15 protein-coding genes are annotated in these 22389 nt (G+C 62.8%); 5 read left to right on the top strand and 10 right to left on the bottom strand.

All coding sequences use genetic code 11. From position 1 onward, the window contains the following. Nucleotides 1–110: 110 nt before the first annotated feature. Both ACFO24_RS06565 and glnE read right to left on the bottom strand, forming a co-directional pair. The gene (locus tag ACFO24_RS06565) at nucleotides 111–1310 is read right to left on the bottom strand and encodes an HD-GYP domain-containing protein (protein WP_377737595.1); all 1200 of its coding nucleotides are present in this window, start codon (nucleotides 1308–1310) and stop codon (nucleotides 111–113) included. Continuing rightward, nucleotides 1307–4072, bottom strand: a complete 2766-nt coding sequence (gene glnE, locus ACFO24_RS06560) for a bifunctional [glutamate--ammonia ligase]-adenylyl-L-tyrosine phosphorylase/[glutamate--ammonia-ligase] adenylyltransferase (protein WP_377737594.1) — start codon at nucleotides 4070–4072, stop codon at nucleotides 1307–1309. The genes ACFO24_RS06565 and glnE overlap by 4 nt, the downstream gene beginning before the upstream one ends. 67 nt (nucleotides 4073–4139) lie before the next feature. Here glnE and ACFO24_RS06555 point away from each other — a divergent pair, with 67 nt between their 5' ends. Both ACFO24_RS06555 and ACFO24_RS06550 read left to right on the top strand, forming a co-directional pair. Further along, nucleotides 4140–8135 carry a YhdP family protein gene (locus ACFO24_RS06555; protein WP_377737593.1) on the top strand — a complete coding sequence of 1332 codons (3996 nt, stop codon included), beginning with the start codon at nucleotides 4140–4142 and terminating at the stop codon, nucleotides 8133–8135. Nucleotides 8136–8138: 3 nt separating this feature from the next. Continuing rightward, entirely contained in the window at nucleotides 8139–8960 is an 822-nt protein-coding gene (locus ACFO24_RS06550; RefSeq protein ID WP_377737592.1) for a carbon-nitrogen hydrolase family protein, read from the top strand. A gap of 175 nt (nucleotides 8961–9135) precedes the next feature. Here the strand turns inward: ACFO24_RS06550 and sucD are convergent, their stop codons facing one another. Both sucD and sucC read right to left on the bottom strand, forming a co-directional pair. After that, nucleotides 9136–10038 (bottom strand): succinate--CoA ligase subunit alpha, encoded by a 903-nt coding sequence (gene sucD / locus ACFO24_RS06545; protein WP_207574274.1) that lies wholly within the window; start codon nucleotides 10036–10038, stop codon nucleotides 9136–9138. A gap of 26 nt (nucleotides 10039–10064) precedes the next feature. Continuing rightward, nucleotides 10065–11225, bottom strand: a complete 1161-nt coding sequence (gene sucC / locus ACFO24_RS06540) for an ADP-forming succinate--CoA ligase subunit beta (protein WP_377737591.1) — start codon at nucleotides 11223–11225, stop codon at nucleotides 10065–10067. A gap of 286 nt (nucleotides 11226–11511) precedes the next feature. On the opposite strand from sucC, the gene argC reads away from it, so the two are divergent. Continuing rightward, nucleotides 11512–12444, top strand: coding sequence for an N-acetyl-gamma-glutamyl-phosphate reductase (gene argC / locus ACFO24_RS06535; RefSeq protein WP_377737590.1), 933 nt, complete (start codon nucleotides 11512–11514; stop codon nucleotides 12442–12444). 10 nt (nucleotides 12445–12454) lie between these two features. On the opposite strand, the gene hprK is transcribed toward argC, so the two are convergent. Together hprK and ACFO24_RS06525 are read right to left on the bottom strand one after the other, a co-directional pair. After that, on the bottom strand, nucleotides 12455–13417 hold the full coding sequence (gene hprK, locus ACFO24_RS06530; RefSeq protein WP_377737588.1) for an HPr(Ser) kinase/phosphatase: 963 nt from the start codon (nucleotides 13415–13417) through the stop codon (nucleotides 12455–12457). A 55-nt stretch (nucleotides 13418–13472) separates the two neighbouring features. Beyond that, nucleotides 13473–13940, bottom strand: a complete 468-nt coding sequence (locus ACFO24_RS06525) for a PTS sugar transporter subunit IIA (protein WP_377737586.1) — start codon at nucleotides 13938–13940, stop codon at nucleotides 13473–13475. A gap of 253 nt (nucleotides 13941–14193) precedes the next feature. On the opposite strand from ACFO24_RS06525, the gene ACFO24_RS06520 reads away from it, so the two are divergent. Continuing rightward, a complete protein-coding gene (locus tag ACFO24_RS06520) occupies nucleotides 14194–15114 on the top strand; it encodes a phosphoribosylaminoimidazolesuccinocarboxamide synthase (RefSeq protein ID WP_207574279.1) in 921 nt (306 codons plus the stop codon). A gap of 179 nt (nucleotides 15115–15293) precedes the next feature. Here ACFO24_RS06520 and holA read toward each other — a convergent pair whose 3' ends face one another. Genes holA through leuS form a run of 3 tightly spaced genes read right to left on the bottom strand, consistent with a single transcriptional unit; the run spans nucleotide 15294 to nucleotide 19627 of the window. Further along, on the bottom strand, nucleotides 15294–16352 hold the full coding sequence (holA, locus tag ACFO24_RS06515) for a DNA polymerase III subunit delta (RefSeq protein WP_377737585.1): 1059 nt from the start codon (nucleotides 16350–16352) through the stop codon (nucleotides 15294–15296). 19 nt (nucleotides 16353–16371) lie between these two features. Next, a complete protein-coding gene (locus ACFO24_RS06510; RefSeq protein ID WP_207574281.1) occupies nucleotides 16372–16908 on the bottom strand; it encodes an LPS-assembly lipoprotein LptE in 537 nt (178 codons plus the stop codon). 13 nt (nucleotides 16909–16921) lie between these two features. Then, complete coding sequence (leuS, locus tag ACFO24_RS06505; protein ID WP_377737584.1) at nucleotides 16922–19627, bottom strand: leucine--tRNA ligase; 2706 nt, start codon at nucleotides 19625–19627, stop codon at nucleotides 16922–16924. 195 nt (nucleotides 19628–19822) lie between these two features. Between leuS and ACFO24_RS06500 the strand changes: the two genes are divergently transcribed. Beyond that, nucleotides 19823–21016, top strand: coding sequence for a mechanosensitive ion channel family protein (locus ACFO24_RS06500; RefSeq protein ID WP_377737664.1), 1194 nt, complete (start codon nucleotides 19823–19825; stop codon nucleotides 21014–21016). Nucleotides 21017–21059: 43 nt separating this feature from the next. Here the strand turns inward: ACFO24_RS06500 and ACFO24_RS06495 are convergent, their stop codons facing one another. Further along, nucleotides 21060–22259, bottom strand: a complete 1200-nt coding sequence (locus ACFO24_RS06495) for a threonine ammonia-lyase (protein WP_377737583.1) — start codon at nucleotides 22257–22259, stop codon at nucleotides 21060–21062. Between the last annotated feature and the right edge of the window lie 130 nt (nucleotides 22260–22389).

Genomic DNA, 22389 nt, shown 5'->3' with positions numbered 1-22389 from the left:
GGCTGGGCTCTTTGCAATACAAAAGAGAGCTTCTTGCGCTCGTATTTATTAGGTTTCACAGTGAAAACACCTTAAAAATAACTATTTACAAGCGAAAGCAGCTTTTTTATTTATAACGTCAGCAGGCGATCCATGGCCACACTCACCCGCACTTCCTTGTGCGGTACGGCACCGGTGATTTTGTTGGTGGCCAAGGCGGTGTTGCGGGTCATGGGGTCGCATGGCATGCCGTCGCGGTTGAGAAACACGGCCACGATGGGGGTGGCGGCGTGGTCGCTGCGCCGAATCACTACGCCCGATTCCCCGCTGGCCAGATGCACCCAGGCCCCTGGGGGGTAAATTCCCAGGGTTTTGACCAGTGCTGCGCCGGTTTCATCGACGGCCTTGGTTTCGTCGTAGTAGCAGGCCTTCATGGCCGAGGTGACGGACATCGGTTCGCGCCCGACGCGCGGGGCAATGCGCGCACCGAACAAGTCGGCCCGCTGGATGAGCCGCGCCATTTGGCGGCCTGGGCTTTTTTGCGCCAATCGGCCGGGGTCGCGGTAGTGGTGAAATTTCACCGCCTCCAGCCACAAGGCATCCTGCACCCCCAAGCTCTTTAATTTCTGCACAGATTGCTCGGAATGGTGGTCAATGGCCTTGGCTTGTTCGGCGCTCAAGGGGGTGCGCTGCAGGGCCAAATCGTCTTGCAATTGGGCCATGGCAATGTTCATGCTGAGCGCTGCTTTGCCCAGGGATTGCACTTGGGCCTCGGGCCAGACGAGCGTTTCACGCGCCACCAGCATGGTGATGACGGCCACCAGCATGCCGTGGGTGGCGCTGTAAAAGCGCACCTCTTCGGCCGAGAGCTGCACCAGGGCCAGCAGGGCCGAGTCGGCATTGTTGGCGCTGTAATTGGCCAGGGCCGAAAACATGCGGTGAAAGCGCGGCAGAAAGGTTTCTGGATCGGGGTTGCGCATCAGCTGCGTCCAGTGCAGTTGCCAATCTTTCCAGCGCGGGTGGCGGGAGTTTTCTTCTTCGTTGTCGTCGTTTTTGGCCGTGGCCTGCAGCGTGGTCTCGGCAATGTCGCCCAGCTTTTTATCGCTGTGCAGCAAGGCCTGCAACTGGCCCAAATAGGCGCGGTAGGCATCTTCTGATTCGTCGGTATCTACGTACAGGGTGTGGCCGCGAAAAATGAGTTTTTTCAGATCTTCTTGCGAATGGATCACAAATCCTTTGCCCGCCAAGAGGGCACCGCCCGTGCCGCGCAGGGCAAAGGGAATCGGTTGGCCAAAAGGAATACTGGACAGGTCCAGTTCAATGAGTTTCATAACACACAGGGGGGAAAGACAGCGGCCCACAATGCAAGGATGGCATCACGGTGGGGCGCAATACTAATGGCATCGAGCACGCCATTGCTGGCATTGAGGCGCGAAATATGCTGCAGGCGGCGCAATTGCCGGTAGGCATCGGCGGCCGCCTGCCCGGTGCCTGGGGGCAGCAGCCCGGCCGCATCGGCGTAGTGCAGCAAGGCGATGTTGCCGGTATTGGCCACCAGGGCCGGGTGCGCGGCGGCATGGGCCAGCACCAAAAACTGCACGGCAAACTCGCCATCGAGCATGCCGCCGGGGCTGTACTTGAGGTCAAAGCGCTCGGCGGGCACGGGGTGGGCTTGGCGCAAGCGCTCGCGCATGTGCACGATTTCTTGGCGCAGTGCGTCGATGTCGCGCGGGGCGGTGAGGACGGCTTGGCGCACCGCCTCAAACCGGGCGGGCAAATCGCCATTGCCCACGATGCAGCGGGCACGGGTAATGGCCTGGTGCTCCCAGGTCCAGGCGGTATTGCTGCCACGCTGTTGCTGGTAAGCGGAAAAAGCGGCAAAACTGCTCACCAACAGGCCCGAGTTGCCATTGGGGCGCAACTGGGTGTCGATTTCAAACAAATCGCCTTCGCTGGTTTTGACCGTGAGCCAGGTAATCAGCTTGCGCACAAAGGCGGCGTAAATTTGCGGGGCCTGTTCATCGTCGTCGTCAAAGACAAAGACGATGTCCAAATCGCTGCCATAGCCCAGCTCTTTGCCCCCCAGCTTGCCGTAGCCCAGGATGGCAAAGTGCGGCTGCTCGCAGTGGCGTTGCTTCAGGCGCTGCCAGCACCATTGGCTGGTGATGTGCAAGATGGCATCGGCCAAGGCGCTTAAATCATCGGCCACCTGCTCCACGGTGATCGCCCCTTCCACATCGCGCACCAGGGTGCGAAAGACTTCGGCATGGTGGGCGCGGCGCAGCAGGTTGAGCAGGTTTTCATCATCGTCTTCGCCGGTGCGCTGCAGGGCCGCGCGGCGCGCTTGCAGCTCTTGCAAAAACACCTGGGGGTTGAAGCGCTCATGCACCAAGGATTCGTTGGCCAGCTCGTCAATCACCCCCGGGTGCTGGCGCAAATACTGCACCGGCCAGGCGGCGGTGCCCAGCATGTGCAGCAGCCGTTCATGCACCAGGGGGCGCTCGATCAGCAGGGCCAGATAGCTTTCGCGGCGCAGCAAGGGTTCGAGCCACTGCAAGAAGGCCAAAACAGCGGCCAAATTGGTCTTTTGCGCTTGTAGCCATTGCGCTGTCAGCTCTAAAAGTTGAAGCAGGCGCATTTGGGTGGAGGGGCGCAGGCTTGGCACTTTGTGGGTGTCACACCAGGCTTTCAAGCGCTCGGCCAAGGGCGCGGGGGTGACGGCCAGCAAAGCCTGCACTTCGGGTGGGTTTTGCGGCCCTCCAGGGCGCTTCGGGGGCTGGCACAGGCCGCCGGCGCAGCCGGTGGCTGGGCCGCCCAGCAGGGCATCAAACTCTTGGGCAACCAGTTCGCGCCAATGGTGCAACTGGTCGAAAAAATCGGCGGTTGTGGCGCAGCCCATGGTGCGGGCAATCCAATCGAGATCGCCATCCTCGGTGGGCAGAACATGGGTTTGCAGGTCGTCCAAATACTGGATGCGGTGCTCCACCTGGCGCAAAAAGCGGTAGGCCTGGGCCAGTTGCTGGGCCGTGGCGGGGGGCATGAGTTCGGCTTTGGCCAGCCGCTCCAGGGCCTGCAGGGTGGGGCGGCAGCGCAATTCGGGGAACTGTCCGCCGCGCACCACCTGCAACAGCTGCACGGTAAATTCAATTTCGCGAATGCCGCCGGGCGAGAGTTTTACGTCGTTGCTGCGGCCAGGCTGGCCATTGCTGCGGCGGCTGGCGTGTTCGCGAATTTGCCGGTGCAAATCGCGCAGCGCATCAAAGACGCTGTAGTCCAAATACTTGCGAAACACAAACGGCAGCACCACATGGCGCAGCGTTTTGACTTGCGCACTGGCAATGCAGGCGCGTGGTGCCACGACGCGGCTTTTGAGCCAGGCAAAACGCTCCCACTCGCGCCCATGGGTTTGCAAATAGGTTTGCAGCGCCGACAGACAGATCACCGTCGGGCCAGAATTGCCGTGCGGGCGCAGCGCCAAATCGACCCGAAAGACAAAGCCGTGCTCGGTGACTTCGCCAATCAGCTGAAAAATCATGCGCACCACGCGGGTGAAATACTCATGGTTGCTCAAGCTGCCTTTGCCCAGGGCATCGCGCCCGGTGGTTTCGCCCTCGTGCCCATAGACGTAAATCAGGTCAATGTCGCTGGAGACGTTCAGCTCGCGCGCCCCCAGTTTGCCCATGCCCACAATCCACAGCGGCACCACCTGGCCATGGGGGCCTTGCGGCTGGCCGTGGCGCTGGCTGAGGACGGTTTGGGCCTGGGTGCAGGCGGCATCCAAGGCCAGCTCGGCCAGGGTCGTCATGCTGGCGGTCACCTCGGCCAGGCTGGCCTGCCCGGCGCAATCGCGCTCCAGCACGCGGGCCACCACCAGCTGGCGCAGGATGCGCAGGGCCGCGCCCAGTTCTTGCCCCTGCGCCAGCAGTTGCGCCAAGGCCTGGGCCATGGTGCTGGCGGTGGGTTGGCCGGGGGGCAGCAGGGCGGCTGCATCGGCGTAGCGGCGCTGCACCCGCTGCCAAAAACGCGAAGTGCTCGCCCATGCAGGGGATGGGCCACCGGCCGGGGATGGGGGAGAGGCAATCTCAGAAGACATTCATCAACACATAAAAGAGAGGGTACAGCCGCCGGGCGATAATTTGCGGTTGCTTGCACCTGATCGAATGAACCATAGCGCCCCGCTTCCCTCCCAACGCTTGCACTGGCTGGCCTGGCTGGCCCGTTGGGTGTTACGCGCCACACTGGCTGCGTGGACGATTTTCTTGCTCGCTTGGGGCGGATTGCACTTGGTGATTGTGCCGCGAATCCCCCAATGGAGTGCCCATGTGGAGCGCTGGGCCAGTCACGCCATAGGGGCTCCGGTGCGCATTGGCCAATTGCAAACCCAGGCCAATGGCTTGTTTCCGACCTTGCTGCTGCAAGACGTTCGCATCTTGGATGCCCAGCAACGGCCCGCTTTGCAGCTGCCCAAGGTGGTGCTGACGATTTCCCCCCGCTCCCTCTTGCGCGGCGGCCTAGAGCAGTTGTTGATTGAGGCCCCCCATCTGCAAGTGCGCCATCTGGCCGATGGCCGCTGGCAAATTGCTGGACTGGTGTTGGACCCCGCCGGGCCGGGCGATTCCTCGCAGGGTATGGAGTGGCTGTTAGAGCAGCCCGAACTGGCCGTGCTGGGGGGGCAAATTCAATTTACCGACGAGACTGGCCAAACCCCCCCCATGCATTTGCAAGATGTGCGCCTGGTGCTGCGTGGCAGCCCCTGGCACCATGCGCTGCGCTTGGATGCCCAGGATGACCAAGGCCAGCAGCTGCATGCCGCCGGGCGCTTTCGTCGCCCCCTGCTGCCCAGCCGCACACCGATTTGGCAGCGCTGGAGCGGCCAATGGTTTGCCCAGTTGCAGCTGCGCCAGTTGCCCACCATTGCCTGGCCCCAGGAGTGGGGCATTGCCCAGGCCCAGGGCCAAGGGCAGGCCCGCATCTGGGCGGATGTGGTGGATGGCCAATGGGTGGGTGCCAGCACCGACATGGCCTTGCAAGCGGCCCGCGTGCAGTGGCGCGACCCGGCCCGGCCCGCGCTGGCCTTGGCCGATGTGCAGGGCCGCGTGTCTGCGCAATGGCAAACCCAGGCCGCCCGCGCATCGTGGGCCATTCAGGCGCAGCGCTGGGGCTTTACCTGGCAGCCGCCCCTGGGCCCGGCCCAGCGCTGGCCGGCCAGCGATTGGTCGGTGCAGAACACGACCACCGGGGCCGAGCAGCATCTGCGCCTGCACATTGCCCAGGCCGATGTGGGCTTGGCCCGGCAGCTGGTGGCCGAGCTTCCCGTGCCCGCTGCCATCCAAGCGCCGCTGGCCCGCCTGGCCCCGGCCGGGCAGCTCAACGAGCTGCACGTGCGCTGGAGCCACGGCGGCACAACCCCCCGCTACCAAGCCAGTGGCCAGATTGCGCAGCTGCACCTGCAAAGCCAGCCCGCGCCCAGCGGGGTGGGAACGCCGGGGGTGTCGGGGCTGAACCTGCGGTTTGAGCTGGATGAGCAAGGCGGCAGCGCCCAACTGCACACCCGCCAAGGGGCGCTGGATTTTCCCGGTGTCTTTGAAGAGCCCACCATCCCCTTGGATGACTTGCGTGCCCAGCTGCGCTGGAAGCAGGTGCAGGGCCGTTGGCAGCTGACCGTCTCGGAGGCGCACTTTGCCAATGCCGATGCGGCTGGCAGCCTGCAAGCCCAGTGGCGCATGGGCGATGACCCCGACCACCCCTTGCCCGGCATCTTGGATTTAAGCGGGCAACTGAGCCGCGCCGACGGCACCCGCGTCCACCGCTACCTGCCCTTGGAAATCCCCGCCAGCGCCCGCCACTACGTGCGCGACAGCGTGCTGGCCGGGGGTAGCCGCGATGTGCGCTTTGCCGTGCAAGGGGACTTGCGGCACATGCCGTTCAGTGACCCCGCCCATGGCGGGCGCTTTTACATTGCCGCGCAGATTGCCGATGCCACCTACGACTATGTGCCCAGCCGCCTGCGCCCGGCCAGCCAAGCGCCCTGGCCGGTTTTGCAGAAATTGTCGGGATGGCTGATTTTTGAAGGGGCTGGCATGCAAGTGCGCGATGCCCGCACCGGCTTTGCCGGGCCCAAAGGGCCTATTGCCCCGCTGCAGCTGGCGCACATTCAGGCCGATATTGCCGACCTCAACCACCCCGTCGTGCAAGTGCAGGCCAAAGACACCGCCCCCCTGGCGGCCCTGCTGCAAACCGTGCAGGGCACAGCCATTGAGCAGCTGACCAACGGGGCCTTGGCCCAGGCCCAGGCCCAGGGCTTGGCCCAACTGCAGTTGCAGCTGCAACTGCCCATTGCCGAGATTGAAAAAAGCCAGGTGCAAGGTCAGCTGCAGCTGCAGCGCAACCAGATTCGCCTCACGCCCGACACCCCGGTGCTGCGCCAGGCCCAAGGGCGCATTGATTTTTCTGACACCGGCTTTGCCCTGCACCAAGTGCAAGCCCAGGCCTTGGGCGGCAGCGTGCGCATCAGCGGCGGCATGAGCGACCCCCAAACCGGCGTGAAAGTGCAAGCCCAAGGGCAGGCGAGCGCGGCCGGCCTGCAAGCCGAGGCCCCACTGGCCCTGGTGCGCCAACTGGCCCACTACGCCCAGGGCAGCAGCCCCTACCAAGTGGATGTGACCGCACGCGGCGGGGCCCCTGAAGTGCTGGTGCGCAGCGACCTGCAGGGGCTGGCCCTGCAACTGCCCGCCCCGCTGGACAAAGACAGCGCCCAGCGCCTGCCCCTGATGGTGCGCTCCACCCCCCAAGGGGGCGGCACCAGCCAGCTCGACATCGGGGTGCAAGGGCGCGGGCAGCTGCGCTACCAGCTGGGCAGCGATGGCCAGGCCCAAGGGGGCGCGATTGCCCTGGGCGCGGATGTCCCACTGCCACCGCCCAGTACCACGGCGGCCCCCACCGTGGCCGCCGTGGTGCGCTTGCCCGCGTTGGACATTGATGCCTGGAGCCAGGTGCTCGATACCCTTGAAGGCAGCCATGACACCAGCGCCAGCTACCTGCCCCAGCGCGTGCAACTGGACGTTGGCAGCCTGCGCGTGGCCCAGCGCCAGCTGGGCCCCAGCAGCGCCCAGCTGGCATACAGCAACAACCGCTGGCACGGCCAACTGCAGGCCGAGCAGTTTGCGGGGGATGTGGAATACCACCGCCCCAGTGAGCAACATCCGGCGGGCTTGGTGTTTGCCCGGTTGGAGCGCCTAGAAATCCCCGCCTCTGATGTTGAAAAACTAGAGCTGGAGCCGCAGGCAGCACCTACCAATTCTGGCAATTGGCCTGCATTGGATATCCGGGTGGAAAACTTTACCCTGGCCGATAAACGCCTGGGGCAACTTAGCTTGCTGGCCCGCCAGCGCCAGCCCGGCAGCTGGAGCCTGGAGCGCTTGCAACTGACCACGCCCGAGACCCGCTGGCAAGCCCACGGCACCTGGGCCAAAGAAGATGCCGACCCCACCCGTGCCCAACCCCGGCGCACCCGTATTGACTTCACCTTAGACACCCAAAACGCGGGCCAATTGCTCGACCGCCTGGGCATGCCCGGCGTGGTGCGCGATGGACGTGGCCAATTAAGCGGGCAACTGAGCTGGCAAGGCAGCCCCGCCGCGCCCCACTGGCCCAGCATGGCCGGCAGCGTGCGCCTGGGTATGGACAAGGGCCAGTTTCTCAAGGCCGACCCCGGCATGGCGCGGCTGCTCAGTGTGCTCAGCCTGCAATCCATCAGCCGGCGCTTGAGCCTGGATTTTCGGGATGTCTTTAGCGCCGGTTTTGCCTTTGACTTTGTGCGCGGCGATATCGACATCGCCCAGGGCATCGCCCGCACCAACAACCTGCAAATGAAGGGCCTGAACGCCGCCGTGCTCATGGAAGGGCAGGCCAGCTTGCAAGACGAAACCCAGCAGCTGCGCCTGGTGGTCGTGCCCGAGATCAACGCCATGACCGCCTCCCTGGTGGCCACCGCCATCAACCCCGTCATTGGCCTGGGCAGCTTTATTGCCCAAGCCCTGCTGCGTGGCCCGGCCATTGCAGCTGCGACGCGCAGCTTTGATGTCTCGGGCACCTGGGACAACCCCGTGGTCACTCCCGTGACCGAGGCCCCCAGCCCCGCCAAAAAAGAGGAATAAGCCATGCAAACCGCCACCGTGCAAATGTGCAGCAGCCCCGAAGTGGCCGCCAACCTGGCCAGCGCCCACGCCCTGCTCACCCAGGCCGCAGCCCAAGGGGCCGAGCTGGCCGTGTTGCCCGAATATTTTTGCGGCATGGGCCGGCACGAGCACGACAAACTGGCCTGGGCCGAAGACTTTGGCAGTGGCCCCATCCAAGAGGCCCTCGCCTGCTGGGCCCAGGAATTGGGGCTGTGGATTGTGGCGGGCACCCTGCCCCTGCGCTCGCCTGCGCCGCAGCGGGTGTTCAACACCAGCCTGGTCTTTAACCCGCAAGGCCAATGCTGCGCCCGCTACGACAAAATTCACCTGTTTCGCTTTGGCAACGAGCGCGAGCAGTACGACGAAGCGGCCGCCATCACCCCCGGCACCCGCCCGGTCGTGGCCGAAGTCACCGACCGCAGCGGCCACCGCTGGCGCGTGGGCCTGAGCGTGTGCTACGACCTGCGCTTTCCCGAGCTGTACCGCCACCACGCCCAGGCGGGGGCCGACATCATGGTCGTGCCCAGCGCCTTCACCCGCACCACCGGCCAAGCGCATTGGGAGGTGCTGTTGCGGGCGCGGGCCATTGAGAACCAATGCTTTGTTCTGGCCGCGGCGCAAGGCGGGCAACATGAAAACGGGCGGCGCACCTGGGGCCACAGCATGGCCATCAACGCCTGGGGCGAAGTCTTGGGACAGCGCACGCAGGCCGGCGCAGGCGTGGTGCTGGCCACGCTGGAGCCAGCGCATTTGCAGCGGGTGCGCCAGCAACTGCCCGCGCTGGAGCACCGCACCCTTTCATAAAAAAGAGCTGCTCCCGCTGATACATCAACATTTTCAAGATAAAAACCTTGAAAAACCCTTTATTTATCAGCGAAAACAGCTCCTTTAAAAACAACAAAGCCCTGCAAGGCACACCTTGCAGGGCTTTTGTTTTGATAGCTATTAGCGCTTACTGAACAAGCGCTAACGCCTATTTTTATGCTTTTTTCAGCAGGCCTTGCAGCAGGCGGCCCATTTCGGAGGGGTTGCGCGTGATGGTGAAGCCGCACTCTTCCATGATGGCCAGCTTGGCATCGGCCGTGTCGGCACCGCCCGAGATCAGCGCACCGGCGTGGCCCATGCGCTTGCCGGCCGGAGCCGTCACGCCAGCGATAAAACCGACGATGGGCTTTTTCATGTTGGCCTTGCACCACTGGGCGGCTTCGGCCTCGTCGGGGCCGCCGATCTCGCCGATCATGATCACGGCATCGGTATCGGGGTCGTCGTTGAAGGCGCGCATCACGTCGATGTGCTTCAGGCCGTTGATGGGGTCACCACCAATGCCCACGGCGCTCGACTGGCCAATGCCCAGCTCGGACAGTTGGGCCACGGCTTCGTAGGTCAGCGTGCCGGAGCGGCTGACCACGCCCACGCGGCCTTTGCGGTGGATGTGGCCGGGCATGATGCCGATTTTGATTTCATCGGGCGTAATCAGGCCGGGGCAGTTGGGGCCCAGCAGCAGGGTTTCCTTGCCACCAGCGGCCACTTTGGCGCGCATTTTGTTGCGCACTTCCAGCATGTCGCGCACGGGAATGCCTTCGGTGATGCAAATCGCCAGGTCCAGGTCGGCTTCGACGGCTTCCCAGATGGCAGCGGCGGCACCTGCGGGCGGCACGTAGATCACGGAGACGGTAGCGCCAGTTTCTTTGGCGGCATCTTTGACCGAACCAAAAATGGGGATGTCAAAAATGCGCTCGCCCGCTTTTTTGGGGTTCACACCGGCGACAAAGCAATTTTTGCCGTTGGCGTACTCTTGGCATTTTTCCGTGTGGAACTGGCCGGTTTTACCGGTGATGCCCTGGGTGATGACTTTGGTGTCTTTATTAATAAAGATAGACATGGTCTTGTTTCTCTTTCCTGGGCGGGTTACTTAACGGCGGCCACGATTTTGGTGGCGGCTTCGGCCATGGTGTCGGCCGCGATGATGGGCAGGCCCGAATCTTTCAGGATTTGTTTGCCCAGCTCTTCGTTGGTGCCCTTCATGCGCACCACCAGCGGCACCGACAGATTCACGGCCTTGCAGGCGGTGACCACGCCGGTGGCGATGGTGTCGCAGCGCATGATGCCGCCGAAGATATTGACCAAAATGCCCTTGACTTCCGGGTTTTTGAGCATGATCTTGAAGGCTTCGGTCACTTTTTCTGCCGTAGCACCGCCGCCCACGTCCAAGAAGTTGGCCGGCTCGCCGCCAAACAGCTTGATGGTGTCCATGGTGGCCATGGCCAGACCGGCACCGTTCACCAGGCAGCCGATGTTGCCGTCCAGGCTGATGTAGGCCAGGTCGAACTTGGAGGCTTCGATCTCGGCCGGATCTTCTTCGTCCAGATCGCGCAGGGCCACGATTTCGGGATGGCGGAACAGCGCGTTGGCATCAAAGTTGAACTTGGCATCCAGCGCCATCAGGTCGCCCTTGCTGTCGCAGTTGAGCGGGTTGATTTCCACCAGCGATGCGTCGGTGTCCATGTAGCACTTGTAGATTTTGGCGAAGATATCGACGGCTTGGTCGATGGACTTGCCTTCCAGACCGATGGCGGCGGCCACTTTGCGCGATTGGGCTTCGGTGATGCCGGTCAGGGGGTCGATCATCTCGGTGATGATTTTCTCGGGGGTGGCTTCGGCCACGGCTTCGATGTCCATGCCGCCTTCGCTCGAAGCGATCAGCGCCACTTTTTGCGTCGCGCGGTCGGTCACCAGCGATACATACAGCTCGTTCTTGATGTCAGCGCCGTCTTCGATGTACAGGCGGCGCACTTTTTGGCCTTCGGGGCCGGTTTGGTGCGTGACCAGTTGCATGCCCAGGATTTGTTCGGCCAGGGCTTTCACATCGTCAATGGTCTTGGCCACTTTCACGCCGCCGCCTTTGCCACGGCCACCGGCGTGAATTTGGGCTTTCACCACCCAAACGGGGCCACCCAGTTTTTGGGCAGCTTCTACGGCTTCTTGAACGGTGAAAGCGGCAATGCCACGGGGTACGGGCACGCCGAACTGACGCAAGATTTCCTTGCCTTGGTATTCATGAATTTTCATGCGTGTGAGTCTCTCAGTAACGGAGGGGGAAATGCCCGCTGTTGGGCCCTTGGCGGGGCACGGTAACCCAGTGGTAACCAGCAATCCCAAGGGTGCAAGGCATGGCAGCCGCGAAATGTACCACGCAGGTCTAACACAGCCTTACACACTAGGTTTTCCGTCAGAAACGGCCCTGCGCCACACAATGGCGCTTTTGCACACGTTCAGGCGCCAAGGCCTTGCGCCTGCAGGACAATGCAGGCCTTGCGCAGACTGCGCCACCTGGCCCATGGAGGATTTTTCACGCATGTTTAAGATTTTTATTGATGGCGAAGCCGGCACCACCGGCCTGCAAATTCGCGAACGCTTGGCCGACATGGCCGGCATTGCGCTGGTCAGCATTGACCCTGCCCTGCGCAAAGACCCGGCCGCCAAACGCGCCCTGATCGCCACGGTGGACGTGGTCATTTTGTGTCTGCACGACGATGCCGCGCGCGAAACCACCGCCATGGTCGATGCCATCACGGCCGAGACGGGCAAGCTCATCAAAATCATTGATGCCTCCACCGCCCACCGCGTGGCCCCCGATTGGGTCTATGGCTTTGCCGAACTGGCCCCCGGCCAGCTGGATGCCATCCGCAATGCCAGCCGTGTGAGCAACCCCGGCTGCTACGCCACCGGCGCGATTGCTTTGCTGCGCCCCTTGGTGGATGCGGGCCTGGTGCCGCCGGACTACCCGCTGGCGCTGCCCTCCATCTCGGGTTACTCCGGCGGGGGCCGTCCCATGATCGAGGCCTACGAGGCCGGCACTGCCGCCCCGCACGAAGCCTATGCGCTGGGCCTGGCGCACAAGCACATTCCAGAAATTTTGCGGTACACGGGCCTCTGCCGCCGCCCCATCTTTATTCCTGCGGTGGGCAATTTCCGCCAGGGCATGCTGGTGGAATTGCCGCTGCACCTGGACACCCTGCCGGGCCAGCCGAAGGTGGCGGACATTCACCATGTGCTGGCGCAGCACTACGCACAGACCAATACGCCTGAGCAATGGGTCAGCGTGCTGCCCGCCACCGACGATGGCAAGCTGGCCGCCGACACCCTGGCCGATACCAACCACCTGGAGCTGCGCGTGTTTGGCAACGATGCCTACCACCAGGCCGTGCTCATCGCCCGCCTGGACAACCTGGGCAAAGGGGCCAGCGGCGCGGCGGTGCAAAACCTGAAAATTATGCTGGGCTTGTGAGGCTGGTGATTTAGTCGCTGCTGCCCATGTCGCGCTCCATGGCGCGGCGGTGGCGCTCGACAAATTCTTCGTAGGTGTTGATGCCGCGCAGCTGCAAGATGGTGTTGCGCACGGCGGCCTCGACCAGCACGGCGATGTTGCGCCCCGCCACCACGGGCAGCACCACTTTGCGCACGCCCACGCCCAACACGTCTTCCTTGAGCGGCTCTTGCGGCAGGCGCTCGTAATCGCGTTCCATGGTTTCTTTGCGCACCAGGTGGACGATGAGGGTCAGGCGCATTTTGCGGCGCACGGCCGTTTCGCCAAAGATGGCGCGAATGTCCAGCAGGCCAATGCCGCGCACCTCCAGCAGATTGCTCAAAAGCTCGGGGCAGCGGCCAGTCACCACGGTTTGGTTGATGCGGTACAAATCGACCGCATCGTCGGCCACCAAGCCGTGGCCCCGGGTGATCAGCTCCAGCCCCAGCTCGCTTTTGCCCAGACCCGACTCGCCGGTGATCAGCACCCCCAAGCCCAAAATGTCCATAAACACGCCGTGCACCGTGGTGCGGTCGGCAAAGTGTTTGGACAAATAGGCCCGCAGCACGTCAATCACAAACGCGGCGGCCTCGTCCGTGGCGAACAAGGGGATGTGGTCGCGCTCGCACATGGCCAGCAATTGCGGCGGGGCGGTTTGCCCATCGGCCAACACCAGAACCGGGGGCTCCAGATTGGTGATGCGCTGCACGCGCCGTTCGCAGTCGGCGGGGGTGGCGTTGGTCAGGTAGGCAATTTCGCGCTCCCCCAACACCTGCAGGCGGTAGGGGTGGATGTAATTGAGGTAGCCCACCAAATCGGCCCCCGACGTGGCCGAGCGCACGGCCATTTCGTCAAAACGCCGTTCGGGGTTGCCCTGGCCCGCTTCCCAGTGCCAACCCAGGGTTTGGCGAAAGGCAGCAAACAGCTTGTCGGCATTGATCGCTTTATGGCGCATGGCAAAGGCTTTCTAAAAAACGCAGCGCATGGTCGCTGGCGGTGCGGCCGGTGCGTCAGTCGCTGGTGGTGGCCTGCCAGTTGGCAATGATGGCGTGCAACTGCGCCGCATCCTGGGTGGTTTTCAGGGCTTCGCGCAAGGCGCTGTTGCTTAGCAGCTCGGCAATTTCTGAGAGCACTTCCAGGTGTTGCTGGGTGGCCGCTTCGGGCACCAGCAAGAAGATGAGCAGGCTGACCGGTTGTTCATCCGGCGCATCAAAGCCTATGGGGCCCGCGAGCTGAAACACCGCCGCCATGGGGGCTTTCAAGCCTTTGATGCGGCCATGGGGAATGGCCACGCCGTGGCCCAGGCCCGTGGAGCCCAGGCGCTCGCGGGCGAACAGGCTGTCGGTAATCAGGGCGCGAGAGAGGCCATGCAAACCCTCAAACAGCAGTCCAGCTTCTTCAAACGCGCGTTTTTTGCTGGTGGCGTCCACCCCAACGAGGACTTGGGTGGCAGGCAGGATGGAGGCTAAACGATTCATGGATTCCGTCATTGGTGCGGCACGCAGAGAAAACGATGGGCCACCGCACTGCACAAAAGCGCAAGGTGACCCAAGGGCTAAGGATGTACCCATTTGTGCTTTTTTGCAACTGCAAGAGGGATTTTCCCCAGGATCCTCCTTGGGTGTGTGGTTTCTATGCCGCCTCATTGGCCCGTCTGGTTTGCCTGGGGAGATTTAGAATGCCCGGTTGGCTCCTTTCGTGGGCTCTTTCATTGTTTAACGTTTGCGCACTATGACTACGCCTAGCACCTCTGCCTTGCACACTTCCAATATTGCTTCTTTGCCCCTCTTGGCGCGTGGCAAGGTGCGTGACAACTACGCGGTGGGCGATGACCGCATTTTGATGGTGGCCAGCGATCGCCTGTCGGCCTTTGACGTGATCATGGGCGAACCCATTCCGGGCAAGGGCGAGCTGCTGACCCAGATGGCGCTGTTTTGGTTTGCCAAATTGGGCCATATTTGCCCCAACCACCTGACCGGCGAAGCGCCGGAGAGCGTGGTCACGCCCGAGGAAATTCCCCAGGTCAAAAACCGCGCCATGCTGGTGCAGCGCCTGCAGCCGATCATGATCGAGGCCGTGGTGCGCGGCTATTTGGCGGGCAGCGGCTGGAAGGAATACCAAGACAGCCAGGCCGTTTGCGGCGTGCCCCTGCCTGCGGGGCTGACGAATGCGGCCAAGCTGCCCGCACCGATCTACACCCCGGCGGCCAAGGCCGAGATGGGCGACCACGACGAAAACATCACCTACGAGCGCACGGTGGAGATGGTGGGCGAAAAGCTGGCCGCGCAAATTCGCGACACCGCGATCCGTCTGTACCAAGAGGCGGCTGAAATCGCCCTGCAAAAAGGCATGATCATTGCCGACACCAAGTTTGAATTTGGCTTGACGCAAGACGGCACCCTGGTGCTGATGGACGAGGTGCTCACGCCCGACAGCTCGCGCTACTGGCCCGTCGAGGGCTACGCAGAAGCCCTGGCCAAAGGCGACAACCCGCCCAGCTATGACAAGCAGTTTGTGCGCGACTGGCTGGAGCAGGCCAAGGTCAATGGCAAGCTGTGGGACAAAAAAGCCCCGGCCCCGCGCCTGCCGCACGAGGTGATTGAGAAAACCGCCGCCAAGTACCGCGAGGCCTTGCAGCGTTTGACGGCCTGAGAACGTGTTCACGATCTGAGCACCGGCCTCTCCCAACTTATTTAAAAACAAGAGCTGTTTGCGCTTGATTGATAAGGTTTTTAGGTTGTTTTAACGCTAAAAACCTTGTATTTCAAGCGGATACAGCTCTTTTTTATTAGGCTGTGGAAGGGGTGGTTTATGGCGTGCTGGGCCGGGGCTTAGCGGGCGCTTTGCACGGCCTGCACCATGTCAAACGCCAGCCGGTGCAAGGCTTGCCAGCCGTGGGCGGGCCAACCGGGCAGCGCCAGGCCCTTGACGATGCCATCGACCTGGTGGGCCGCCAGCAGCAGCTTGGCCAGGCGCGCCGGGCGCAGGCGCGGCAGCAGTTGGGCAAAGAGCTGCTCTTTCTTGCCCCAGATGCGCAGTTGGCGCAGCACCAGGGGCAGGGGCTCGCCGGCATCCAAAGCCGCGCGGGCGCGTTGCAGGTTGCGGATGTCTTCGGCCAGCGTCCAGTGCACCAGCACCTCGGCCACGCCTTCGGCCTGCAGGCCGTCGAGCATGCGGGTGGTGCGCTCCAGGTTGCCGCTGAGCACCGCTTCGGAGAGTTTGAACACGTCGTAGCGGGCCACATTGGCCACGGCTTGGGCGATGTGCTCGGGCGTTAATTCGCCGGGCGGGTAGAGCAGGCCGAGTTTTTGAATTTCTTGGTGCGCGGCCAGCAGGTTGCCTTCGACCTGGTCGGCAAAAAACGCCAGGCTGCGTTGCCCCGCCTGCCCGCTGGCCACCTGCTGGCCCTGGGCCTGGAGGCGCTGGGCAATCCAGCCGGGCAGTTGTTCGCGCTCAATCGGCTGGATGGGGATGTGGATGCCGTGCGCATCCAGCGCGGTGAACCAGGCGGTTTTTTTGCTGGCCGCGTCCAGGCGCGGCAGGTGCACCAGGGTGAGCACCTCCTGCGCCTGGGCGGCCTGCTGGGCCAGCTGCGCCAGGGCGGCGGCCCCTTCTTTGCCACCGGGTTTGCCGCTGGGGATGCGCAGCTCAATGATTTGCTTGTCGGCAAACAAACTGAGCGCACTGCCTGCCGCCAACACCGCACTCCAGTCAAAGTGGGCCCCCTGCACGGTGAACACGCTGCGCTCGGTAAAACCGGCGGCGCGGGCCGCAGCGCGGATGGCATCGGCGGCCTCTTGCAGCTGCAGCGGCTCATCGCCGTGCAGGGTGTAGAGCGGGCGCAGCCCTTGGGCCAGGTGGCCAGGCAGTTGGTTCAGGGCCAGTTGCATTGCGATCGGGGGCGCGGGCTTACGCGCCCACGGGGGGCTGCACCAGCGCCAGGCGGCGCAGCAGTTGCTGGGCAACGTCTTGGCGCATGTCGCGCACCAGCTCCATTTCTTCCTCATCCTTGGCCAGGGTGAGGGTTTCGCTGTAGGTCATGTCGCGGGTTTGTTCGATTTCGCCCTCTTCAATCCACACGCGGCCATCTTTGCCGATCAGGCTAAAGCGCACGTACAGGCGCAGTTGCAACTCGCGCACCTGGCCGGCCACGGTTTTGGCCAGCACCACGCGCTGGTGGCGTTCGCCCAGCAGGTGCAGGGTGACATCGGCATCGGCGCTGGTTTGCGGGGGCAGCAGCAGCTGCAGGTCGTGGCTGGAGGCGGCCAGCTGGCGCAGCAGGCTGCGCCCCAGCTCTGAGCCCTCGGGGGCCTGCAGGTACAGGGATTGGAAGGCGTACTGCGCCCGCCCGCGCAGGGCAAAGCCGCAGCCGCCCAGGCCCAGCGTTGCGCCTAATAAAGGGGCGCTGGCCAGCAGCGCGAGAAGGTGGCGTTTGGAGGCTTGCATGGGGATTGAGTTGTTACACCACGATATTGACCAAGCGGCCCGGTACGACCACGATTTTTTTCGGGGTGGCCCCTTCGATGTGCTTTTGCGCATCTTCGCAGGCCAGGGCCAGGCGTTCGATCTCGGCCTTGTCGGCGCTGGCGGGTACGCGCACTTTGCCGCGCAGTTTGCCGTTGATTTGCAGCATCAGCTCCAACTCGTCTTGCACCAGGGCGCTGGGGTCGGGCTGGGGCCAGGCGGCATCGAGCAAATCGCCTTGCTTGTTGGCATAGCCCAGCTCGCTCCACAGCACATGGGTCAGGTGCGGGGTGGCGGGGTAGAGCACGCGCAGCAAGATGCCAAAGCTTTCGATGGCGGCGATTTGGCCCTCGGCGCTGTCCAGGCCTTTGAAGTCTTCCAGGGCGTTGAGCATTTTCATTGCGCCCGACACCACGGTGTTGTACTGCATGCGCTGGTAGTCGTAATCGACTTGCTTGAGCACGGTGTGGATCTCCAGGCGCAGGGCTTTGGAGACCGGGTCAAAGGCAATCTCGGCCAGGTTTTTGCGCTCGCCCACCAGGTCAATGGCCGCGCCGTAATCCACCCCCAGCAGGCGCTGGGCGTAGTTGTACACGCGGCGCAAAAAGCGGTAGCTGCCTTCCACGGCCGCGTCGTTCCACTCCAGCGTCAGCTCGGGCGGGGAGGTGAACATGGTGTACAGGCGTGCGGTGTCGGCCCCGTATTTTTCAATCAGGTGCTGGGGATCGACACCGTTGTTTTTCGACTTGGACATGGTGCCCACGCCTTCGTAGGTGATCTCGGTGCCCACGGGCAAGAGGCCATCGCTGCTGTCGGCGGCGTTTTTCAGCTTGGCACCGATCACTTTGCCGCTCTCGTCCAGCACATGCTCGATGTCGTGCGGCCAGAAGTAGTCTTTGGCGCCCTTGGCGCTCTTGCGGCTGTAGATGTGGTTCAGCACCATGCCTTGCGTGAGCAGTTTGGTAAACGGCTCATCCACTTTCACCAGGCCCAAATCGCGCATCACCTTGGTCCAAAAACGTGCGTACAGCAGGTGCAAGATGGCGTGTTCGATACCGCCGATGTACTGGTCCATCGGCATCCAGTAATCCACCCCGTCGGCCACCATTTTTTCGCTGTTGTGCGCATCGCAATAGCGCATGAAGTACCAGGACGAATCGACAAAGGTGTCCATGGTGTCGGTTTCGCGACGTGCAGGTTTTTGGCAGCAAGGGCACACCACGCCTGCGTGGAATGCTTCACTTTTAATGAGCGGGTTGCCGCTGCCATCGGGCACCAGGTCTTGCGGCAGCACCACGGGCAAATCCTTCTCGGGCACGGGCTGGGGGCCGCAGTCGGCGCAGTGGATGATGGGGATGGGCGTGCCCCAGTAGCGCTGGCGGCTCACGCCCCAGTCGCGCAGGCGCCAGGTGGTTTTTTTCTCGCCCAGGCCTTTTTCGGCCAGCAGTTGGGCCACTTTGTCCACCGCTTCGGCATGGCCTAGGCCGTCCAATACGCCGGAGTTCACGCAGACGCATTTTTGTTTGTCGGCATAGTGCTCTTGCCAGGCGGTGGCACTGAAGCTGGCCCCTTCCACCGCCGTAACTTGGGCGATGGGCAGGCCGTATTTCAGGGCAAAGGCAAAGTCGCGCTCGTCGTGCGCGGGCACGCCCATCACGGCGCCGTCGCCGTAGCTCATCAGCACGTAGTTGCCAACCCACACTTCGACCTGCGCGCCGGTCAGTGGGTGGGTGACGAACAGGCCGGTGGGCATGCCTTCTTTTTCCTTCAGCGCCAGCTCGGCCTCGGTGGTGCCGCCTTGTTTGCATGCTTCGATGAAGGCGGCCAGGGCCGGGTTGCTGGCCGCCGCGTGCTGGGCCAGCGGGTGCTCGGGGGCCACGGCGCAAAAGGTCACGCCCATGATGGTGTCAGCGCGGGTGGTAAAGACGTACATCTTGCCGTCTTGGATCAGCTCGCCTGCGGCATTTTTAATGTCGTGCGTAAAGGCAAAGCGCACGCCGCTGGATTTGCCAATCCAGTTTTCTTGCATCAGGCGCACTTTGTCGGGCCAGCCGGTCAAGGTGGCTTTATCGCCCCCCACCTGCACATGGTCGAGCAGCTCTTGCGCGTAGTCGGTGATCTTCAGGTAGTAGCCGGGGATTTCGCGCTTTTCCACCAAGGCGCCGGTGCGCCAGCCGCGCCCGTCAATCACCTGCTCATTGGCCAGCACGGTTTGATCGACCGGATCCCAGTTCACCACCTGGGTTTTGCGGTAGGCAATGCCTTTTTCCAGCATTTTCAAAAACAGCCACTGGTTCCATTTGTAGTATTCGGGGTCGCAGGTGGCAAATTCGCGGCTCCAGTCGATGGCCAGGCCCATGGCCTGCATCTGCTTTTTCATGTACGCGATGTTGTCGTAGGTCCACTGCGCGGGCGGCACTTTGTTTTTGAGTGCGGCGTTTTCAGCGGGCAGGCCAAAGGCATCCCAGCCCATGGGCATCAGCACATTCCAGCCCTGCATGCGCAGTTGGCGCGTGAGCATGTCGTTGATGGTGTAGTTGCGCACATGGCCCATGTGCAGCTTGCCGCTGGGGTAGGGCAGCATGGAGCAGGCGTAGAACTTTTTCTTCTCTTGGTCTTCCGTTACACGGTAGGCATCGCGCATTTGCCAGTGCGCTTGCGCGGCGGATTCAACTTCCTGGGGGCTGTATTTGTCTTGCATGATGAAAAAAGCGCCTGCGAAAGCGCAATTCGCTTGAAAAGCGTGAAAAAGAAGGGCAGCGAGCCTGCTGCCAAAGCTTGGCATTTTAGGTGCCCCTATTGCCTGGGGCAGATTGACAACGTTTTTCCCAACAATTTCAGAGCAGGAGAGAGTGTGGATTTTTTGAATACTGCATTGAGTGGCGTATTTGCTGGTGTGTTTGCTGGCGAATTTGCCAGCTTGCAACCCTGGGCCAAGGCCAGCATTGGCCTGGCCCTGGTGGCCCTGGTGGCCGTGGTGGCGGGCATTGTGGCCCGCATCGTGTTATTGAAGGTGGTGCGCCGTGGGCGTGAGCAATGGGGCAGCGGCTGGTGGCACATTGCGCTGCACGATACGGTGCTGCGCCGTGTGGCCAAGGTGGTGCCTTCCATCGTCATGCAGCAAGCGGTGTATGGCGTGCCGCACTTGCAAGCCCCGTTGGCCAACCTGTTGCACAACTTGGCCGCAGCCTTTACCACCTACCACCTGGCGCGGGCGGTGATGGCGCTGCTCGATGCCCTGAACCACGCGCACGACAACTACGACGGCCCGCGTGCCTCGCAAACGCGCACCATCAAAAGCTATGTGCAGCTGGGCAAGCTGGCCGTGGGCATTGTGGCCCTGCTGCTGATCGTGGCCACGGTGCTGGACCGCTCGCCCTTGCTGCTGCTCTCGGGCCTGGGAGCCATGTCGGCGGTGCTGATGCTGGTGTTCAAAGACACGATTTTGTCGTTTGTGGCGGGCGTGCAATTGGCCAGCAACGACATGCTGCGCGTGGACGACTGGATTGAGATGCCCAGTGAGAACGCCGATGGGGCGGTGATTGAAATCAATCTGCACACCGTCAAAGTGCAAAACTGGGACAAAACCGTCACCAGCATCCCCACCTGGAAGCTGATGAGTGCCAGTTTCAAAAACTGGCGCAGCATGTTTGCCGGGGGCGGGCGGCGCATCATGCGGGCGCTGCCCATTGATGCGGCCACCGTCGGCCCGCTGACCCCCGCCCAGCACGCGCACTGGGCGAAATCGCCGCTGATGGAAAGTTTTTTTCAGACAGCGCCGCCGGTCTATACCAATTTGGCCGCTTTTCGCGCCTATGCCCTGGCGTATTTGCAGGCCCACCCCGGCATTCATCAGCCGCCCGCCATGATCTTGATGGTGCGGGTGCAGGAGCCGACGGCCTTTGGCATCCCGCTGCAGGTGTACGCGTTCACCGTGGCCACCGCCTGGGTGGATTACGAGGCCACGCAAGGCGAAATCATCGACCACTTAATCGCCATGCTGCCGCAGTTTGGCCTGGCGCTGTACCAGCGCTCGTCCGATTACAGCAGCCGCCAAAAAGACGCTGCGCCCAGCCCAGCGCCAGTGTGAGGGGGCCCTGCCGGGGGGGAAGCCGCCCCCTCTGCGGCGGTCGCTACATCCGCGCGGCCTCCATGCCCTGGGCTTGCAGGGCCTGGAGCACTTGCTCCACATGCGCCTGGTTGCGTGTTTGCAGGACAAATTCAATCTCCACGTTTTGCGCGGCCAGCAAGGTAAACGCGCGTTGGTGGTGTACCTCTTCGATGTTGGCCCCGGCCTCGGCCACGGTGGCGGTGATTTTGGCCAGCACGCCCGGAACATCGCGGGCGCTGACCTTGATGCGTGCCAGACGACCGGAGCGGGCCATGCCGCGCTCGATGATCGAGGCCAGCAGCAGCGGGTCGATATTGCCGCCCGACAAAATCAGCCCCACTTTTTGCCCCTTGAACTGCTCGCCGTGGCGCACCAGGGCGGCCAGACCGGCTGCACCGGCCCCTTCAACCAAGGTTTTTTCAATCTCTAACAGCATCAGCACCGCTTGCTCGACATCGCCCTCATCGACCAGCAGCAGCGTATCGACATAGTTGCGCACCACCTGGCGGGTGAAGGCCCCGGCCGTGGCCACGGCAATGCCCTCGGCAATGGTCGATTGGCCAATCGGCAAATCCAGCCCCTGCACGGCATTGAGCATGGAAGGAAAACGCCGTGTTTGCACGCCCACCACGCGGATGCTGGGCTTTAAGGTTTTGGCAGCGGTGGCCACCCCGGCAATCAGCCCGCCGCCACCAACCGAGACGATCAGCGTGTCCAGATCGGGCTGTTCGGCCAGCATCTCCAGCGCCAGCGTGCCTTGGCCTGCGGCCACGGCGGGATCGTCAAAGGGGTGAATGAAAGTGAGCTGCTCCTGCTCGGCCAGGGCGTAGGCGTGCAGGCGCGCAGCTTCCAGGGTGTCGCCATGCAGCACCACTTCAGCGCCAAAGCTGCGCGTGCGCTCAACCTTTACGCCCGGGGTAAAGCGCGGCATCACGATCACGGCACGCAGCCCCATGCGTTGCGCGTGGTAGGCCACTCCCTGGGCGTGGTTGCCCGCGCTCATGGCCACCACGCCCCGGGTTTTTTCTTCGGCGGTGAGCAGCTGCAGGCGGTTGCACGCGCCGCGCTCTTTGAACGAGGCGGTAAATTGCAGGTTTTCAAACTTTAAAAACACCTGGGCACCCGTGATTTCCGAAAGGGTCTGGGAGGCCACGCACGGGGTTTGCAGAATGTTATCGCCCAGGCGATCGGCGGCGGCGCGGATATCGGGGTAGGTCAGCATAGGAAAAAGGGAGAAAAGGGCAGAAGGGGAGTTCAGAAATTAGGAGCTGTGCACACTTGTCAGCTAAGCGATTGCGGCGGATTTGGTTTATATCTGATAAATAAAACTTGTATTTTTCGGGTGTACACCG

The organism is Comamonas denitrificans (genome assembly GCF_042654745.1).
Classification (GTDB): Bacteria; Pseudomonadota; Gammaproteobacteria; order Burkholderiales; family Burkholderiaceae_C; genus Comamonas; species Comamonas denitrificans.
The sequence above is the reverse complement of the archived record's forward strand: the minus strand, read 5'-3'. Positions and strand labels throughout refer to the sequence as shown.

Coding starts and splice junctions, on each gene's coding strand:
- ACFO24_RS06565 (WP_377737595.1), bottom strand. CDS start 1,310: ATGAAACTCATTGAACTGGACCTGTCCAGTATTCCTTTTGGCCAACCG.
- glnE (WP_377737594.1), bottom strand. CDS start 4,072: ATGTCTTCTGAGATTGCCTCTCCCCCATCCCCGGCCGGTGGCCCATCC.
- ACFO24_RS06555 (WP_377737593.1), top strand. CDS start 4,140: ATGAACCATAGCGCCCCGCTTCCCTCCCAACGCTTGCACTGGCTGGCC.
- ACFO24_RS06550 (WP_377737592.1), top strand. CDS start 8,139: ATGCAAACCGCCACCGTGCAAATGTGCAGCAGCCCCGAAGTGGCCGCC.
- sucD (WP_207574274.1), bottom strand. CDS start 10,038: ATGTCTATCTTTATTAATAAAGACACCAAAGTCATCACCCAGGGCATC.
- sucC (WP_377737591.1), bottom strand. CDS start 11,225: ATGAAAATTCATGAATACCAAGGCAAGGAAATCTTGCGTCAGTTCGGC.
- argC (WP_377737590.1), top strand. CDS start 11,512: ATGTTTAAGATTTTTATTGATGGCGAAGCCGGCACCACCGGCCTGCAA.
- hprK (WP_377737588.1), bottom strand. CDS start 13,417: ATGCGCCATAAAGCGATCAATGCCGACAAGCTGTTTGCTGCCTTTCGC.
- ACFO24_RS06525 (WP_377737586.1), bottom strand. CDS start 13,940: ATGAATCGTTTAGCCTCCATCCTGCCTGCCACCCAAGTCCTCGTTGGG.
- ACFO24_RS06520 (WP_207574279.1), top strand. CDS start 14,194: ATGACTACGCCTAGCACCTCTGCCTTGCACACTTCCAATATTGCTTCT.
- holA (WP_377737585.1), bottom strand. CDS start 16,352: ATGCAACTGGCCCTGAACCAACTGCCTGGCCACCTGGCCCAAGGGCTG.
- ACFO24_RS06510 (WP_207574281.1), bottom strand. CDS start 16,908: ATGCAAGCCTCCAAACGCCACCTTCTCGCGCTGCTGGCCAGCGCCCCT.
- leuS (WP_377737584.1), bottom strand. CDS start 19,627: ATGCAAGACAAATACAGCCCCCAGGAAGTTGAATCCGCCGCGCAAGCG.
- ACFO24_RS06495 (WP_377737583.1), bottom strand. CDS start 22,259: ATGCTGACCTACCCCGATATCCGCGCCGCCGCCGATCGCCTGGGCGAT.